The sequence below is a fragment of the uncultured Psychrobacter sp. genome (assembly GCF_947495825.1).
In the GTDB taxonomy this organism is placed as follows: Bacteria; Pseudomonadota; Gammaproteobacteria; order Pseudomonadales; family Moraxellaceae; genus Psychrobacter.
The window spans coordinates 246,763-264,006 of sequence record NZ_CANMAH010000001.1; the positions used below are offsets into that span (position 1 = coordinate 246,763).

Sequence of the window (17,244 nt, forward strand, 5' to 3'; positions counted from 1 at the left end):
TTTAAGACTTTATCTAAATTAGACTTAGTTATAGTCAGTTCGAAATAAAGACGGCAGCCTACTATCACTGTGCTACTGGAATAATTTTTACGTAGCCTCTGTCAGCGTAGACACAGCACGCAAGTAAAATTTATTCTAGTAGCACGGTATAGGTTTTAAAGTTGACTAAATATATCTAAACTTTGATTGTCCTAAAATGGTTAATTAGACCTTTTTGATAACACTTTAACCGCCACATTTCATTACCCAAATAAGCCATCGGGTCTAGGACGCGCCAGCATGGATAGATAGCTGATACAAAATAGCACAAAGCAGGCAATCCATGCACCTTGAGCGATCATAATCCATAATAGATAATGACTCATGTCAGCGAGCGGTAACAGTACTCGGCTCATAAATACCAGCACCATCAAAATATACATCATATTTACAGTTTTGGGTGGCTTATGAATACTGCGCCCTGTATGTCCAAGTGAGACCCGCGTCATCATCGCGACCGTCATCATCCCAACACCTGCAATCGCTAGCCCATGCATAGCAATACTATGGGCGTAACCTAACCATGGTTGCAGCGCATAGAGCAGAAAACTCAAACACATTCCCAAAAACGCGATATATAGCGACCATAATAAGGGCTTTTGCCAGATACCGCGATGATACCAACCTTTTAGGCGCACGATATTGACCACTGCCACCCCAAGCGCTGTAACGGTAAGCAGGTACTTATTAGGATAAAACAAATCAACAATAAAAAAGGCCAAAAAGAACAATAGGCTGGCGATATCTTGCACTTTACTATTACGTAGGGTGACGATTTCTTTGACGCCTTCAGCATTAGTTACGCTAAGACCCCGTTCAATAAAAAATGGCACCACTCGCCTACCAATGGTCAATACCAAACCGATAATTAAGTAAAAACCCAAGTAGATACCTACTCTAGTCATACTCATGTCTGCGTTGACAATACCCCAATAACACCATCCATTACCCAAAGTTAATAGTGCCAGCTTGGCTAAAATACCCATCTGCTTATATTGCTTGACTTGCCATACCGCTCGAAAGATAACAAAAGCCATCGAGCCGATAAACAATAAATCGAAAATTGCAGCAGCATGTAATAACGGTACACTACTACCCGAAACCGTCATTCCAAGACCAAAAGCAAACCAACTAAGGCGTGCCAGTAGCCAGCAAGTAAAAATAGCCAGTAGCTTATAGCCATGTGGCATCATAACCCCTGTCCAAGTTTTTACCGCTGTCAACAAAAACCCTGCAACCACTGCCAAGGCATAACCATAGATCATCTCATGACCATGCCAATATAGTGGGTTTAGCACCTGTGCCTCTATATCAGTATGACCAGTAAACACAAATGCCCATAACGCCATCGTTATGATAGCGAACAAGGCCGCACCACTAAAAAATATGCGAAAGCTTAGATTAAGAATAGGATGCGGGGAGCTTGGCGGCTTACTAGGCAAATTGATAGATTGCATAACTGCTTTCTCAGTCATATAAGAAGATATTTATAAGATTCATATTATATGAATCTTATAAATTATACAACGAATAGCGATAAACATTAATGCTCCCTTATCATTGATATTACACTCCTAGCATTGACTGTCACGAGCCTGACTGCTTAAATAGTTCACTTCTAGGAGAATACTATGACTGAAGAAAACGCACCGGAAGAAAAACGCAAAATCGTCAATAAGTTTTTGATGATTCTGACCAAAGAGCAGCCGCAAATGTATTATGCAACGACCTCTGAGATATCTCGTAGCATCCATACGATGATAAAAGAACATACCAATCGCTTATCGGTAGAAGAGCAAGCGCTCGTTAGAAATATGACTGTCGAAGAAATTGGCGCCCTGCTAGGTTTTCATTCTCATTAGGACTGCCATAGATAAAATGTCTAATGTCCAGATGCAAGATTCACATAAAAAAGACCGCCATTGGAGCGGTCTTTTTCATCTATCTTAATTAAACCTAATGCTATTAAAATGGATACTGACGCGGTTCGTTCTGCACTGATATCCAGTGCGTTCTGGTAAACTCTTCAAGTATCCACTCACCATTAAAGCGCCCAATACCTGAGTTTTTCTCACCGCCAAACGGTACATTGCTCTCATCGTTGACTGAGATATCATTAATATGAGTCATGCCAGCTCTAATACCGCGCGCAAAACGCAGACCTTTTTGCATGTCCGATGTAAATACAGCACTAGACAAACCATACATAGAAGCGTTGGCAATCGACAATGCATCGTCTTCATCTTTAGCACGGATGATACCAACCACTGGCCCAAACACTTCATTACACGATAAGTCCATCTCGCGAGTCACTTCGGTAAAGATGTGCGGCGGCACCACTTGACCTTTAATCTCCCCACTCAAAATCATATTGGCACCTTCTTTTTGTGCCTGAGCGATTTTTTCTTTGAGTGATTTAACTTGTTTTTCATTGATAATTGGGCCGACTGCCGTATCTTGCTTATTCGGATCACCGACGTTTAAAGTTTTAACATGCGCCAAGAAGCGCTCTACGAAGTCATCATAAATCTCGTCTTCAACAATAATACGGTTGATAGCGATACAGATTTGACCTTGATGGAGGAACTTACCAAAGGCTGCGGCTTTGACTGCTTGCTCGATGTCAGCATCTTTTAATACCACAAATGGGCTATTACCACCGAGCTCAAGCGCGACTTGTTTGATGTAATCGCCACCATTGGCCAGCTCGCCAATGTGTTTGCCCACTGAGGTTGAGCCAGTAAATGATACAAAGCTTGGAATATCATGCGTGACGATAGCATCACCAATCTCACTACCAGCACCAACGACGACGTTAAGCAATCCTTTTGGCAGACCTGCTTCTTCAAATATTTTGGCGAGCAATAAGCCACCTGTAATAGGTGTATCACTGGCAGGCTTTAATACGACCGCATTACCAAGTGCGAGCGCTGGTGCGATAGAACGCTGAGTGAGGTGTAGCGGAAAATTCCATGGGCTAATGACGGCTACGACACCGATTGGCTCACGATACACGAAGTTTTCTTTACCAGGTATATTCGATGGACGAATCTCACCATGGACGCGGTTAGGAAAAGTTGCCGCTTCAAGCATAATCGCACGCGCACTACCAAACTCTACCATTGCTTTAATGCGCGTACTGCCCGACTCTTTAATGAGCCAATCGACTATTTCATCTTGACGTTCATCTAAGACCTTGACGACATTATATAAGACCGCAGCACGCTCAGCTGGCGTCTTTTGCGCCCATTCTTTTTGTGCTGTGTTTGCTGCCTGATAAGCGTCATCAAGCTGCTCTTTGGTCGCCTGTTTAATCTCGACCAGCGTGTCGCCACTGTATGGGTTGACATCAGTATTGACGCTGTCATCTTGACCGCTTTGCCACTCCCCTGCGATATACTGCAGATGAAAATCGCTATAGGTGTTGTTATTACTATTATTGGTTGTCATAACTACTATCCTTGATTGGTTGATATAATTATTAGTGTGATAATTAATTAAAATTGTTCTTTATAAAGTTGTTCTGGAAAAATTAAAAGAAACTCTACTTCGAATACAAATTATCTATTTATCTATAAGTCCAAGCTGTATGCCTAGCGAGCCAGAAGCTAAGCTTGCTAGACGACTGGTCTAATGCTAACATAGAGAGCAACTAAAACAAGACCGCTTCGGCACTAAACATTGTTGATAAATCGTAAAATATATAAAATAGCATTGAATGGCATTGTTGAGTTGTAGAATCTCGTAACGATCCTTACCTATCACAACTTAATACTTTATTTAAAATCTATTTTGTTCATATGCCTACTTCATATAACTATAAAAATAAATAGCAACGTTCCAAGGAGAACATAGCTCTTATGTCTACTAAGATTACTACATCACCGAGTATTGAGTCTGCAGATAGCACTGTACTTGGTGGTGCGTCGTTAGATACCAAAACTCACCTATTAGCCATAGGTTATCAGCTGATCGCTCAAAAAGGCTTTACCGCTGTCGGTATCAAACAAATATTAGATACAGCAGGCGTGCCTAAAGGGTCTTTTTACCATTACTTTGCTTCAAAAGAAGCGTTTGGTGAAGCCATTATCAATCATTACTTTACTAATTATAAGAACCGCCTTGAGACTATTGACGCACAAGATATTAGCGCGCAGCAAAAGCTTTATGACTACTTTCAAAGCTGGTATGACACTCAGCAAAATGGCTGTGATCACGAAAAATGCTTGGTCGTTAAGCTCAGTGCTGAAGTTGCCGATATGTCAGAGCCAATGCGTAAGGTACTTTACGCTGGCTACCAGCAAACTATTAGCTGGCTTGCCAAACAAATCAAAGCGGGCTGGGCAGATAATTCTGTACCAAAACTGGATAATATAGCCGCAGAGAGTATGGCGAAGCGTTGGTACTTCGCTTGGCTGGGAGCCAGCTTGATCGCTAAGATCAGTCAAACCAATACACCACTTGCCGAAGTATGGCAAATGACGACTACTGAGATGGGTCGCTAATAGCGGCTCTTTGCTCTATAGCTAGCTCTTTTCTAATTTAACCTCGATTTTACAAAAATGTTTTTAAGATTTACTATTTCTTAAATATATATCCTTATTTGTCTTTAGTCGCCTAACTCTAGTTCTAACTAAGCCACCCTCAAAATAATCTAAGTAGCGCTTAACAGCATATGTGCTACTAGGTTCGCATCTTAAGTTCTGCGCGAAGATTCTCGCCTTCTCACTTTCACCATCAGCTTATTATGAATTATAGATATACGAGAGTTTTGTAAATAGTACTAGACGACCGGTCTAATTACTGTACAATGCCCACATACGCAAAAACGATTTGGATAATTTTCCTATTTGCTTTTGCAAACTATACGCACAAACCATACATACCCAATGAATTTCAGGAATTTTATGAACAACTTTCAATATTACAACCCAGTACGTATCGTCTTTGGTGAGGGCCAAATTAAGAAACTATCAGATCTAGTGCCCAATGATGCAAAAGTACTGATTACTTATGGTGGTGGTTCAGCTGAGCGCACTGGTACTTTAGACGAAGTTAGGACAGCGCTAGCAGCGAGTGGCAATCGCGAAGTCTTTGAGTTTGGCGGTATCGAACCAAATCCAGAGTTTAATACTTTGCTCAAAGCCGCTGATATGGTCAATGAACATAACATTGATTTCTTATTAGCAGTTGGCGGTGGTTCAGTCATTGATGGTAGTAAATTTGTCGCCCTCGTATCTTCACTTAATGAAGATGACAGCACTGTCTCACGTGAGAAAGCATGGGATGCACTACTTAGCGGCTGTGCAAACATCGATAATGCTATCGATTTGGGTGCCGTGCTAACTATTCCAGCAACGGGTTCTGAGATGAACAATGGCGGCGTGGTCAACCATAGTGAGCGCCAAGCAAAACTGCCTTTCCGTAATAAAATTGTCTTTCCCAAGTTCTCAATTCTAGATCCTACTAAGACCCTCACATTACCTGAACGTCAGGTTATGAATGGTGTTGCTGATGCCTTTGTCCATGTAATGGAGCAATATCTGACCTATCCAGTCAATGCAAAAGTACAAGATGCCTTTGCTGAGAGCTTACTTAAGATTTTGATTGAAGAAGGCGCAGCGGTTAAAGCAGATCCAGAGAATTTAGAAACACGTAAGAATATTATGTGGACAGCCACCATGGCGCTTAACGGCCTGATTGGTACTGGTGTACCACAAGATTGGACGACACACATGGTTGGTCATGAACTCACGTCATTACATAGCATTGATCATGCCCGTACCCTTACTATTTTATTGCCGTCGGTAATGCGTGAGCTTAAAGAGAGCAAAAAGGACAAGTTACTTCAATATGCACGTAACGTTTGGGCTATCGATAGCAATACTGATACAAAACAAGACGATGACAGCATCATCGAGACTGCTATCGTTAAGACTGAAAACTTCTTCCGTAGCCTTGGCCTACCAGTTAGCTTAGCGGATGCCGAACTCGATGAGTCAGCGATTGACCCAATCATCAAGCAGCTTGAAGCGCATAATATGGTAAAACTGGGTGAGCACGGTAATAATGACTTAGAAGTATCACGTCGTATCTTAGAGCGCTCGTTAACCAGCGCCGCTTAAAACCTTAAACCAATAATTAAAAAGGATGATTAAAATGAGCTTTGATAAGCAACAAAATCAAGAAACAAACCGTCAAATTAAATTGGCCAGCCGCCCTCATGGTGAGCCAACATCTGACAACTTTGACATGACTACCAGCGATATCCCAACGCCAAATGACAATGAGATGCTGCTACGTACCGTCTATTTGTCATTAGACCCGTATATGCGCGGACGTATGAGCGATGCAAAAAGCTATGCTGATCCACTAGAAGTTGGCGATGTGATGATGGGTGCAACGGTTGCTCAAGTCGTTGAATCTAATATTGACAAATTTGCCGTCGGTGATTTGGTGGTATCAAATTCTGGCTGGCAGGATTATAGCGTCAGTGATGGCGAAGGCGTACTGAAACTTGACAAAGATATGCCAAACCCTTCTTATGGTTTAGGCGTACTGGGTATGCCTGGTTTTACTGGTTACATGGGTTTGACCGATATTGGTAAACCAAAAAAAGGCGAGACGTTGGTCGTCGCTGCTGCAACAGGTCCAGTTGGTGCAACGGTTGGTCAAGTTGGTAATCAATATGGTACCCGCACTGTCGGTATCGCAGGCGGTAAAGAAAAATGCGATTTCGCTGTTAATGAGCTAGGCTTCGATGTCTGTATTGACCATAAAGCGGACGATTTTGCCGAGCAGCTAAAAGCCGCTTGCCCAGACGGTATCGATATCTATTATGAAAACGTCGGTGGTAAAGTATTTGACGCCGTCATGCCATTATTAAATGCTCATGCACGCATTCCAGTATGTGGCCTTGTCTCACAATACAACGCCACTGAACTGCCTGATGGCAAGGATCGTTTGGGTCTATTAATGGGCAATGTGTTGAGCCGTCGTTTAACCATCAAAGGCTTTATCATTTTTGAAGAGTATGGCGATCATTTCCCAGAGTTTCTTAAAACCATGAGCAAGTGGGTAGAGTCTGGTGATGTGAAAACCAAAGAATCCATCGCTGAAGGCTTAGACGATGCACCAAATGCCTTTGTTCGTATGCTAAATGGTGATAACTTCGGTAAAACAGTGGTTAAAGTAGCGGATGTAAAATAGCTTTTGTTAATTGGTTGACGTTCGATGGACGGTTAAATAACAATCAATTAAATAACGACTTAACAACATAATTTGTTAAGACAACTACTGAAAATGACATCTTAACCATGAATACTGTTACATGGTTATGGCTAGCAGTCATCGTTAGTAAAACTACTGATTAAGCATAGTTACTTAAACGTGACTGCTAATCATCAATAATCTAAAAATAACTTTAATAAAAAGGAAAACTATGAATATTTTAATGGTACTAACCTCACACGATGAATTGGGCGATACTGGTAAGAAGACTGGCTTTTGGCTAGAAGAATTTGCCGCCCCTTATTATGCTTTTCTTGATGCTGGGGCTAATGTGACGCTCGCCTCTCCTGCTGGTGGACAACCACCGCTTGATCCTAGTAGCGACACTGAAGACACACAAACCAAAGATACCAAACGTTTTAAAGAAGACAGCGATGCGCAAAAACATCTTGCCAATACCAAAAAACTTGCCGATGTAAAAGCAGAAGACTTCGACTCCGTATTCTATCCTGGTGGTCATGGTCCATTATGGGATTTGGCAGTTGATGAAAACTCTATCAACTTGATTGAGAGTTTTGTGAAACAAGACAAACCTGTTGCTTTTGTTTGTCATGCGCCCGCTGCACTTAAAAACGTCAAGGTTGATGGCGAATACTTGGTAAAAGGCAAGACGGTTACTGGCTTTACCAACACTGAAGAAGACGCCGTTGGCCTTACCGATGTGGTGCCGTTCTTGGTAGAAGATACACTAAAAGCCAATGGTGGCAACTATGAAAAAGCTGCTGATTGGGAGTCATTTGTGGTCGAAGATGGTTTATTGGTAACTGGTCAAAATCCAGCTTCATCAGAAGAAGCAGCTAAAAGGCTAATGACCAAGCTCAAAGGTTAATGCTTAAATACTGAGGCTCAAAGATCAATGCACAAAAACTAGTAGCATTGACTTTGCACACCACAAACTATACAAAGAGGCTAACATTATGATTCGCTTACATCATCTTAATCAATCACGTTCGCTACGCATTCTCTGGCTTTTAGAAGAGCTAGGAGAGTCTTACGACATTGTCAGCTATCAACGTAATGCCAAAACCAATTTGGCGCCGGATAGTCTTAAAGATGTACACCCACTTGGTAAGTCGCCCGTGATTGAAATAGATGGGGTGATGTACGCAGAATCAGGAGCGATTACCCAATTATTAATTGAGCGCTTTGCACCTGATAGTTTGCGCCCTGCTACAGATAGCAGTGACTATGGGCATTATTTGCAGTGGATAGATTTTGCTGAAAGCTCGCTCATGGTGCCTTTATTGCTCGAATTGTTTACTAACAAAGCTGGCATCAACGATAATGAGTTTTTGAATGGTTATATCGGTGCAGAAAAACACAAGCTGCTTAGCTATCTAAATGATGAAGTAAAAGATAAATCATTCATTGTAGGCGATAAATTAAGCGGTGCGGACTTTATGCTATCGTTTGATTTGATTATGCTTGCTAAGCGCAACCAGTTGGAGGATTATCCTCATATTAAGCAATATGCCTTACAGCTTGCTAATATTGATAGCTATCAAAGCGCCATGCGTCTTGAAGCCGAGCATGATGAATCAGTAAAAAACTAGACAGACTTATTTATGCAAGATTGGTTTTTATAAACAGACATCAAAAAAAGGAGTCCAATTAAATTGGGCTCCTTTTTATTTATAAGACAGAATAAGAAACTTACGGCAATAAACGCTTGGTAGACCAGCTAGCGTCGTTTTTATTCACATTATTGCTATTACTGTCACGAGTATAGACAATACGGTCATGCATGCGACTAGCACGTCCTTGCCAAAACTCAATTTCATTAATGGTAATCTCATAACCGCCCCAAAATTCTGGCGTTGGTACTTCTACATCCTTTGGATAATCAGCTTGCAGCTGGATAAAGGTTTGCTCCATGATGTCGCGATTCGCCACTTCACCGCTTTGTGGTTGACTCACCCACGCACCTACTTGACTATCATGCGGACGCTTTTGAAAATAAGCGGCAGATTTAGCGGCATCTATCTTAGCAATGCTGCCACTAATACGAATTTGACGCTCAAGCTCATGCCAAAAGAACAATACCTCAGCATTTGGGTTCTCGCTGATATCTTGACCTTTGGCGCTTTCGTAATTGGTATAAAACACAATACCAGTATCAGTAATCTCTCGCATAAGGACAATACGAACGCTAGGTTTTTTGTCTGCACCGCAAGTTGCTAAGCTCATGGCGTATGGCTCTTGTACTTGCTGCTCTATCGCCTCATTCATCCAAGTTTTTAGCAGCTCAAACGGTGATGCTGGTATTGATTGCTGATCAAGTCTACCTTTTTCATATGATAAACGCTGATCAGTAAAGTCCATGCTCATGCTGTTCCCTTATCTTAAGATTATTGTATTTAACGATTAACCCAATACTGCTTTGATTTTATCTGCCAAGTCATTGGCCATGACATCACACTCAATCTCATCATCCGACTCGACCATCACCCGAATCATAGGCTCTGTACCTGATTGACGGATAAGCAGACGACCTCGGCCTTCCAAAGTAGCTTGTGCTTTATCAAAAGCTTGCACCAACTCTTCTTTTTCATAAGGGTCTTGCATTTGATTCAAACGGACATTGACAAGCTTTTGCGGTAAGATTTCAAAACCCTCTGTTAGCTCACTTAACGCTTTACCTTGTGATTGCATTACGGCAAGTACTTGTAGGCTTGCGATAATGGCATCACCGGTACGGCTCTTATCCAAACATAAGATATGCCCTGATGGTTCTCCGCCTAATAACCAATTATTGGCTTCAAGCTCTTGCATGACGTAGCGGTCACCGACTTTGGCACGGGTAAATTCAATTCCTGCATTTTGTAGTGCAAGCTCTAGACCCATATTACTCATCAAAGTTCCAACAACGCCTTTAACACGCGACTGTCCTTGAGTAGCCAGCACATATAAGATGCCATCACCATCAACCAACTTGCCAGCTTCATCTACCATTACAATACGGTCACCATCACCATCTAGTGCGATACCGACGTCTGCTTCATACTCTAATACTGCTTTTTGCAGACCTTCAGGATGTGTTGAGCCGCAGTCGGCATTGATGTTGATGCCATCAGGCTTATTATTAATAGCAATCACAGTAGCGCCAAGCTCACGCATGACTCTTGGGGCGACACTATAGCCTGCACCGTTGGCGCAATCTACGACAACAGTCAAATGACTCAAATCATATTGATAGGGAAAAGTTCCTTTACAAAATTCGATGTAGCGACCTGTAGCATCATTGATGCGAGTATGCTTACCCAACTGTGACGGGTCTATAATAGGCATCAGTAAGTCGTCATTAGTGGGATTCATCATCGCTTGCAGTTTATCGTTGATAGCACTTTGCATCTCATCGGTTAGCTTTTTGCCATCGCCTGAAAACAGCTTGATACCGTTATCATAGTAAGGATTGTGCGAAGCTGAAATCACAACGCCAGCATCGGCATGAAAGCTACGCGTAATATGTGCGATAGCTGGCGTAGGTAGTGGGCCTAGCATATGCACATCAACTCCTGCAGCGTTAAAGCCCGCTTGCAAAGCCCCTTCAATTACGTAACCTGAAAGACGTGTGTCTTTACCGATGACGACACTAGGTTTACGATTAGGATTATCATTGTTTTCTACAAGCACCCGTCCTGTTACATAGCCCAATTTTAAAATAAAGTCAGGTGTAATAGGTAGTTGTCCAAATTTTCCGCGTATACCATCGGTGCCAAAATAGCTCATTATGATTATATCCTTGTGCTAGGTGCAAGAGATGACAGACCCAAAACGCCTCTAAGTATTGTAGTCTATTCTCTAGTTTATTTTATAAAAAAAGCCAACAATACACGAGCATTGTTGACTGTTGTATTTTAAGACATTATATATCAAAGAATGAATATTTAAAGCGTTAATTTGGTTAACGCGTCAACTTAGTCCACACGATAGTTTGGCGCTTCTTTAGTAATCTGTACATCATGGACATGCGACTCTTTCATACCCGCTGAGGTTACTTTGATAAATTGTGGTTTGGTACGCATATCTTCTATGGTTGCAGAGCCTGTGTATCCCATTGACGAGCGCAGACCACCGACCAACTGATTGACGATACCAGCGACTGGACCTTTATAAGGAACGCGGCCCTCGATACCTTCTGGCACGAGCTTCTCTACGCCATCTTTGGCATCTTGGAAATAACGATCTGACGAACCATTTGATCCTGACATCGCACCAAGACTACCCATTCCGCGGTACGCTTTATAATAACGGCCTTGGAATAGTTCCACCTCGCCTGGCGCTTCTTCAGTACCAGCCATGAGCGAGCCTACCATAATACATGATGCTCCAGCAGCGATGGCTTTTGCCATATCACCTGAGTAGCGAATACCACCATCAGCAATCAATGGAATACTATCTTGTAAAGCAGTCGCAACGTTGTCGATCGCCGAGATCTGTGGAACACCAATACCTGCGATGATGCGTGTCGTACAAATAGACCCGGGACCAATACCTACTTTAACCGCATCAGCACCTGCATCACGCAACGCTTTGGCTGCATCACCCGTTGCGATATTACCACCGACAACCTGCACATTCGGATAGTTTTTCTTGATCCAAAAAACTTTATCCACCACTCCTTTTGAGTGACCATGAGCTGTATCTACAACGATAACATCTACGTCAGCGTCGATTAATGCTTCGACGCGTGCTTGCGTATCTGCACCTGTACCGACAGCAGCACCAACACGTAAGCGACCTTGCTCATCTTTACAAGCGTTTGGATTGTTTTCGGCTTTGGCAAAGTCGTTAACCGTGATTAGACCACGCAAGCGAAAATCATCATCAATAACGATGACTTTTTCGATACGGTGCTCATGAAGTAGTTTTTTGATATTTTCATTACTTTCACCTTCATGAACGGTGACCAATTGCTCTTTTGGCGTCATGATATGGCTAACAGGCAACGATAGATTAGTTTCAAAGCGCCAATCACGATGTGTCACGATACCAACGACTTTATCTGTACCCTTCTCTACTACAGGCACACCAGAGATATTGTTATCTTGGGTCAACCTTAATAAGTCACCGATAGTCATTTCGGGATGTACCGTAATAGGATCAACCACCGTACCTGCTTCAAACTTTTTGACACGGCGCACTTGCGTGGCTTGTTTGACGATATCCATACTTTTATGCAAGATACCCATCCCGCCTAATTGTGCCATAGTGATTGCCATCTCAGACTCAGTTACTGTGTCCATAGCAGCAGATACCAGCGGTAAATTGAGCGTGATGTTTTTGGTCAAACGCGTAGACAAGTTGGCAGTTTTTGGCAGGACTTCAGAATAGGCTGGTAACAATAAAACGTCATCAAAGGTTAAGGCTTCATCGACAATTCGCAACATACAGACCTCTAGTGGTGGTTATTTTGATGGACGGGATGCTCGTATTAAGACAATCTATCAAGATGACCAATGCAACTTTATGATATCTAATCTTTAAAGACTTTATCTCACAATGCTTTGGTTTATAAGGCATTAAATAGTAAACAATGTGCCAGTTAAATAAAACACTAGAAGACTGTTATTGATTTACCATTTGTTGGTTAGCGCAAATATAGCGTCGCCTTACTCTTATTGACTTAATTATCCCTTAAAAATAACGCCATATTATAACAAATAAGCGCGTAAATCGCATGTTATATTTACTCGCTTATTTTACTAATAAAAAGCATCAACCAATCATTCGTTATTCGTCCCTATCTTTAAATATTAAACGCTCGGCCGGTAGATACTCTCTTTGCTCCTGATATAGATAGCTGAGCATCTGCTCACGCACTTCACATTCTAAATAAAACGCATTCATAGGACTATCAGATGCCAGACTACCGCGTAATTTAATCGTGTTTTCACTTAATGACACTGTCAGCATTTGAGGGTCTGTCTCACCATCCCAAAATTCGCTCTCTTTCACCAGCTCACTAAACTTGTTTCGAATAGCATCGATATCTGCTCCATAATCAACGTATAGATAGACCACACAAGTCTGATGTGCTTCAGTATGTGACCAGTTTTCTACCACTTCAGTGATGAGATGACGCATTGGAACGATTAAGCGGCGCTCATCCCATGTCTTTAGCACCGCGTAGGTATAACGCAGATCTTCAATAGTGGTCCAATCGCCCTCCATCATCACGGTATCACCGATACGGACCGGCTGAGTTACCGCTACCTGTACCCCAGCGATGATGTTACCCAATATGGGCTGCGCGGCTATACCAATGATCACACCAGCGATACCAGCCGAGGTCAATAAGGTCGTGCCGAGACCTTCCATATTAGTAAATTCACTAAGACCGATCCAAATACTGCCAAGTATCATGGCAAAAATAAAGACACGGCGAAATATCGACACATAAGTACGACGACGTCGCTCTTTGTCAAGGTGTTCTTCAGACAGGTTTTCAATCTGCATGTCTTGATAGCGATTGGCAAAAAAGTTAATAACACGTATACCAAGCCACATCGTACTAAACACCAACCCAACCCAAATAACTGGACGAGTCGAGGAAGCTACCGCGTCTAAATATGGAAAACCGCCTGATACTAAAGTAAAAACTAACGAGAAGCTGATGCTAAAAGTTAATGGTACGGTCAGCTTACTTACCAAGTCTGCCACACTGTTAGTACTGCCTACATAATAGGTGCTGTACTTTTGATCGTCATCAATATAGCGGCTAATGAGCTTTTCAGTGCCTTTACTTAGTAGCCAGCCCATCGCCATGGTAAATAAGAAAAATGAAAATAAAGCCAAAAACTCCCATAACGCAATACCAAAAAACTGTAGTTTCATCCATATGGGTAAATGACGTTCGAACTCTGCGGGATGATACTGCTCATAAAGATTATCGATATTGCCAACGGTCTGCGCTGAAAACACCCAAATCGGTGCATCGTCATTGACTTGTACCCGTTCCATATACACAGGCACACGGCGTTCGCGATAATCAATATAACCTAATTGAATAGAGCGTCTAGGAATACCCATGACGCTACTGGCATTACCAAGTGGCGGTTCGATTAAACCATCAGGACGGTCTGGCAGGTCATCGAATACATAAAGCTCTTTTTCAGATAACAAAAAATCAAGTCGCTTTGCCAGCTCAAGGGCGCGACTGCGCTGAACTTCACTGTCAATCAGGTTCATATTGAGCGCATAAGCGGCCAAGTCAAACTGCTGTTTCATTACCGCTGATTGAAAAAACTCCAAAGTAGCCAGTGGTGTTGACAGGTTTGGTGGCTCAGATAAAGGCGGTAAACCAGTATTGAGCTTGTCTAAAATATAATAGCTCTCGTTATACTCTCCTTTTAGTCCTGCATCGCCTTGTAAGTTTCCAGATTGTTGCACAGCATTGCGTTCTGTAGGATCAAATATCTCTTCTGTGACTCCAGAGATACCAACGCCTTCTTTTTTGATCGTATCAATTTTTTGAGCCGCATAGTCGACCAAATTTTCCGCTTTAGCAGCCACTTCAGTTTTTGCATCATCCTGAGCATTAGTGTTTGATTCACTAACCATTTGCTCGCTAGTACTAGGCCCATCATTACTGGTTGCAGCATAAGTAGGCATACAAAGAGCGCTAAGTGCAATGATAAAAAGACTTAATAGTATTTGCAGCGCTTTATAGTGCCTCTCATAATGTATCGCGTGACTATCTTGTATAGAATGACTGACTTGCTTACTGTCTTTACCAGTAACACTTCTTAAAGTATTCATATTTTTATGCATTTTTGAATGACAAGGCGTTTTCATATAAAAAATCTTGGCTGTAGTATGATGATAAGCTAATGTAGTCAGCAAAAAAAAGCCAGCGTAAAGCTGACTTAATTTGTTAGTATACGTATTTATTGTCCACACAGTCTCGTTAGATTTTTTACAACACATTAAATGTTTTTAAAAGTGATACGCTCGGCAGGTAGATAGGGTTTTTGCTCATCATAAAGATAAGCCAGCAGCTGTTCACGAATCTCACATTGCAGCATCCAGCCATCATCAGGATTGTCAGCCGCTAAAGTGCCATACAGCTCTATAGTGTCTCTATCTACGGACAACACATACAGCATAGGTTCAGTCTCACCATCCCAGTACTCACTAGCTTGCACCACTGCCGCATATTTATCACGAACGTCATCGACATTGATACCATAGTCCACCAGCACAGTTACCGTAAATGTTTGATGAGGGTCAGGATGTGACCAATTCTCAACGGTCTCTGTCACAAAGTAGCGCATCGGTACAAACAAACGGCGTTCATCCCAAGTTTTGATGGTAGCGTAGGTGTAACCTAAATCCTCAACAGTACTCCAATTGCCATCATACATAATTGTATCACCGATACGTATGGGCTGAGTCATGGCTATCTGTAAGCCTGCGACGATATTACCAAGCGTGGGCTGCGCAGCAATACCAATCACTACACTCAAAATACCAGCAGAAGTCAACAAGGCTTTACCAAGGCCCTCAAGATTGACAAATTCGCTCATTCCAATCCAAACACTGCCAATGACCATAACAAAGATAAAAACGCGTCGAAATACTGATAAATACGTCGTACGCTTACGGTACTCGTCATACTCTTCATCCTCTAAGCTGTCGATTTGAATGTCCTCATAACGATTGGCAAAGAAGTTAATGACGCGAATACCAAGCCAAATAGCGCTCAGTACTAAAGCTATCCATACAATAGGACGCGTCGCTGTTGCAATAGCGTCTATAAAAGGAAAACCACCTGAAACCAAGGTAAATACTAAAGACAAACTAATGGTAAAAGTCAGCGGTATGGTAAATTTATTGACCAAGTCCGTGATGCTTTTTTTGCGACCGATGTAAGAGCCATCTTCCTCATTAGTATAACGATCTATCAAACGACCAGTAAGCCTACTAACCACCCAGCCCAGTCCTAGCGTCACGATAAAGAAGATAAATAAAGCCAAAAACTCCCAAACAGCGATACCAAGGACTCGCAGTTTGAGCAGTGATGGCAAATAGCTTTCGAACTTTGCAGGTTTGTACTGCTCATAAAGCTTGTCGATATGACTGACGGTCTGGGCAGAAAACACCCAAACAGGAGCGTTGTCGCCGACTTTTACTCGTTCGACGAATATAGGTATTCGATGCCCACGATAATCAATATGACCAAGTTGAATAGCGCGGCGCGAGACACCGTGCAGGGGATTACTGCTACCGATAGAGGGTTCAATCAAACCATCAGGACGATCTGGCATTTTATTAAAAACATAAAGATTCTTTCTATGAAGCAAAAAATCAAGACGTTTGGACAACTCCATACCGCGGTTTGGCTGCAAGCTTGGATCAAACAAATTTAGATTAAGTGCATAAGCAGCCAAGTCAAATCGTTTTGTGACCGCAGACGTTTGAAAAAACTCCAACGCTGCAAACGGTGTGGACAGGTTTGGCGGTGGTGACAATGTCGGTAGACCTGTATTTAACCGCTTTAAAACAAAGTAGTTTGCGTCCTGTCCACCTGTAAGCCCAGTATATCCTTGCAGCTTGTCCGTTTGCTGCATCGCTGCTCGCTCATCTTCGTATAAAGCGTCACTTATAGTATCGGACAGCTCAATGCCTTCTTGCTCAAGGGATTCAACTTTTTGTTCAGTATACTCTATAAAACCATCAGGCTTGTCTATTGTCTGCTCTGCTCTCGTAGCGAGTGCATTGTTTTTATTAGTGGTGATCTCAGTACCACTCGCCGCAGCTTTAGCTGGCATGTAAATGCTGCTAGACATGATACTCAGCAACCCAACCATAATATAAGCTTTAGAAGAGTTCATCGTAAAATCTTTTTTGGTAAGGCGGTTCATACGATTAGCGCCTATAAGTCTGAGAATTTTATAAAAAAAGTATCTTAAA

General features: G+C 42.2%; 13 protein-coding genes. 6 read left to right on the forward strand and 7 right to left on the reverse strand.

Features of this window, described 5'->3' with window-relative positions:
• Positions 1-242: 242 nt before the first annotated feature.
• Positions 243-1,496, reverse strand: coding sequence for an NnrS family protein (locus Q0895_RS01025; RefSeq protein WP_299184836.1), 1,254 nt, complete (start codon positions 1,494-1,496; stop codon positions 243-245).
• Positions 1,497-1,670: 174 nt separating this feature from the next.
• Between Q0895_RS01025 and Q0895_RS01030 the strand changes: the two genes are divergently transcribed.
• Positions 1,671-1,901 (forward strand): hypothetical protein, encoded by a 231-nt coding sequence (locus Q0895_RS01030; RefSeq protein ID WP_058368549.1) that lies wholly within the window; start codon positions 1,671-1,673, stop codon positions 1,899-1,901.
• Between the two features lie 103 nt (positions 1,902-2,004).
• Here Q0895_RS01030 and Q0895_RS01035 read toward each other — a convergent pair whose 3' ends face one another.
• Entirely contained in the window at positions 2,005-3,489 is a 1,485-nt protein-coding gene (locus Q0895_RS01035) for an aldehyde dehydrogenase family protein (RefSeq protein ID WP_299184838.1), read from the reverse strand.
• Between the two features lie 410 nt (positions 3,490-3,899).
• Here Q0895_RS01035 and Q0895_RS01040 point away from each other — a divergent pair, with 410 nt between their 5' ends.
• From Q0895_RS01040 to Q0895_RS01060, 5 genes are all read left to right on the forward strand, one after another.
• Entirely contained in the window at positions 3,900-4,544 is a 645-nt protein-coding gene (locus Q0895_RS01040) for a TetR/AcrR family transcriptional regulator (protein WP_299184840.1), read from the forward strand.
• A 402-nt stretch (positions 4,545-4,946) separates the two neighbouring features.
• Positions 4,947-6,164: an iron-containing alcohol dehydrogenase gene (locus Q0895_RS01045; protein WP_299184842.1), complete on the forward strand. Its 1,218-nt coding sequence runs from the start codon at positions 4,947-4,949 to the stop codon at positions 6,162-6,164.
• Between the two features lie 34 nt (positions 6,165-6,198).
• Positions 6,199-7,248 (forward strand): NADP-dependent oxidoreductase, encoded by a 1,050-nt coding sequence (locus tag Q0895_RS01050; RefSeq protein WP_299184844.1) that lies wholly within the window; start codon positions 6,199-6,201, stop codon positions 7,246-7,248.
• A 232-nt stretch (positions 7,249-7,480) separates the two neighbouring features.
• Positions 7,481-8,158: a type 1 glutamine amidotransferase domain-containing protein gene (locus Q0895_RS01055; RefSeq protein ID WP_299184845.1), complete on the forward strand. Its 678-nt coding sequence runs from the start codon at positions 7,481-7,483 to the stop codon at positions 8,156-8,158.
• Positions 8,159-8,246: 88 nt separating this feature from the next.
• A complete protein-coding gene (locus Q0895_RS01060; RefSeq protein ID WP_299184846.1) occupies positions 8,247-8,882 on the forward strand; it encodes a glutathione S-transferase family protein in 636 nt (211 codons plus the stop codon).
• 100 nt (positions 8,883-8,982) lie between these two features.
• Here the strand turns inward: Q0895_RS01060 and pdxH are convergent, their stop codons facing one another.
• The 5 genes from pdxH to Q0895_RS01085 all read right to left on the reverse strand — a co-directional run bounded on the left by pdxH (position 8,983) and on the right by Q0895_RS01085 (position 17,195).
• Positions 8,983-9,651 carry a pyridoxamine 5'-phosphate oxidase gene (gene pdxH, locus Q0895_RS01065; RefSeq protein WP_299185333.1) on the reverse strand — a complete coding sequence of 223 codons (669 nt, stop codon included), beginning with the start codon at positions 9,649-9,651 and terminating at the stop codon, positions 8,983-8,985.
• A 42-nt stretch (positions 9,652-9,693) separates the two neighbouring features.
• On the reverse strand, positions 9,694-11,058 hold the full coding sequence (gene glmM / locus Q0895_RS01070; RefSeq protein WP_299184848.1) for a phosphoglucosamine mutase: 1,365 nt from the start codon (positions 11,056-11,058) through the stop codon (positions 9,694-9,696).
• A 188-nt stretch (positions 11,059-11,246) separates the two neighbouring features.
• Positions 11,247-12,719 (reverse strand): IMP dehydrogenase, encoded by a 1,473-nt coding sequence (guaB, locus tag Q0895_RS01075; protein ID WP_299184850.1) that lies wholly within the window; start codon positions 12,717-12,719, stop codon positions 11,247-11,249.
• 343 nt (positions 12,720-13,062) lie between these two features.
• On the reverse strand, positions 13,063-15,090 hold the full coding sequence (locus Q0895_RS01080; RefSeq protein ID WP_299184852.1) for a mechanosensitive ion channel family protein: 2,028 nt from the start codon (positions 15,088-15,090) through the stop codon (positions 13,063-13,065).
• Positions 15,091-15,257: 167 nt separating this feature from the next.
• Positions 15,258-17,195: a mechanosensitive ion channel family protein gene (locus Q0895_RS01085; protein ID WP_299184853.1), complete on the reverse strand. Its 1,938-nt coding sequence runs from the start codon at positions 17,193-17,195 to the stop codon at positions 15,258-15,260.
• Positions 17,196-17,244 lie beyond the last annotated feature (49 nt).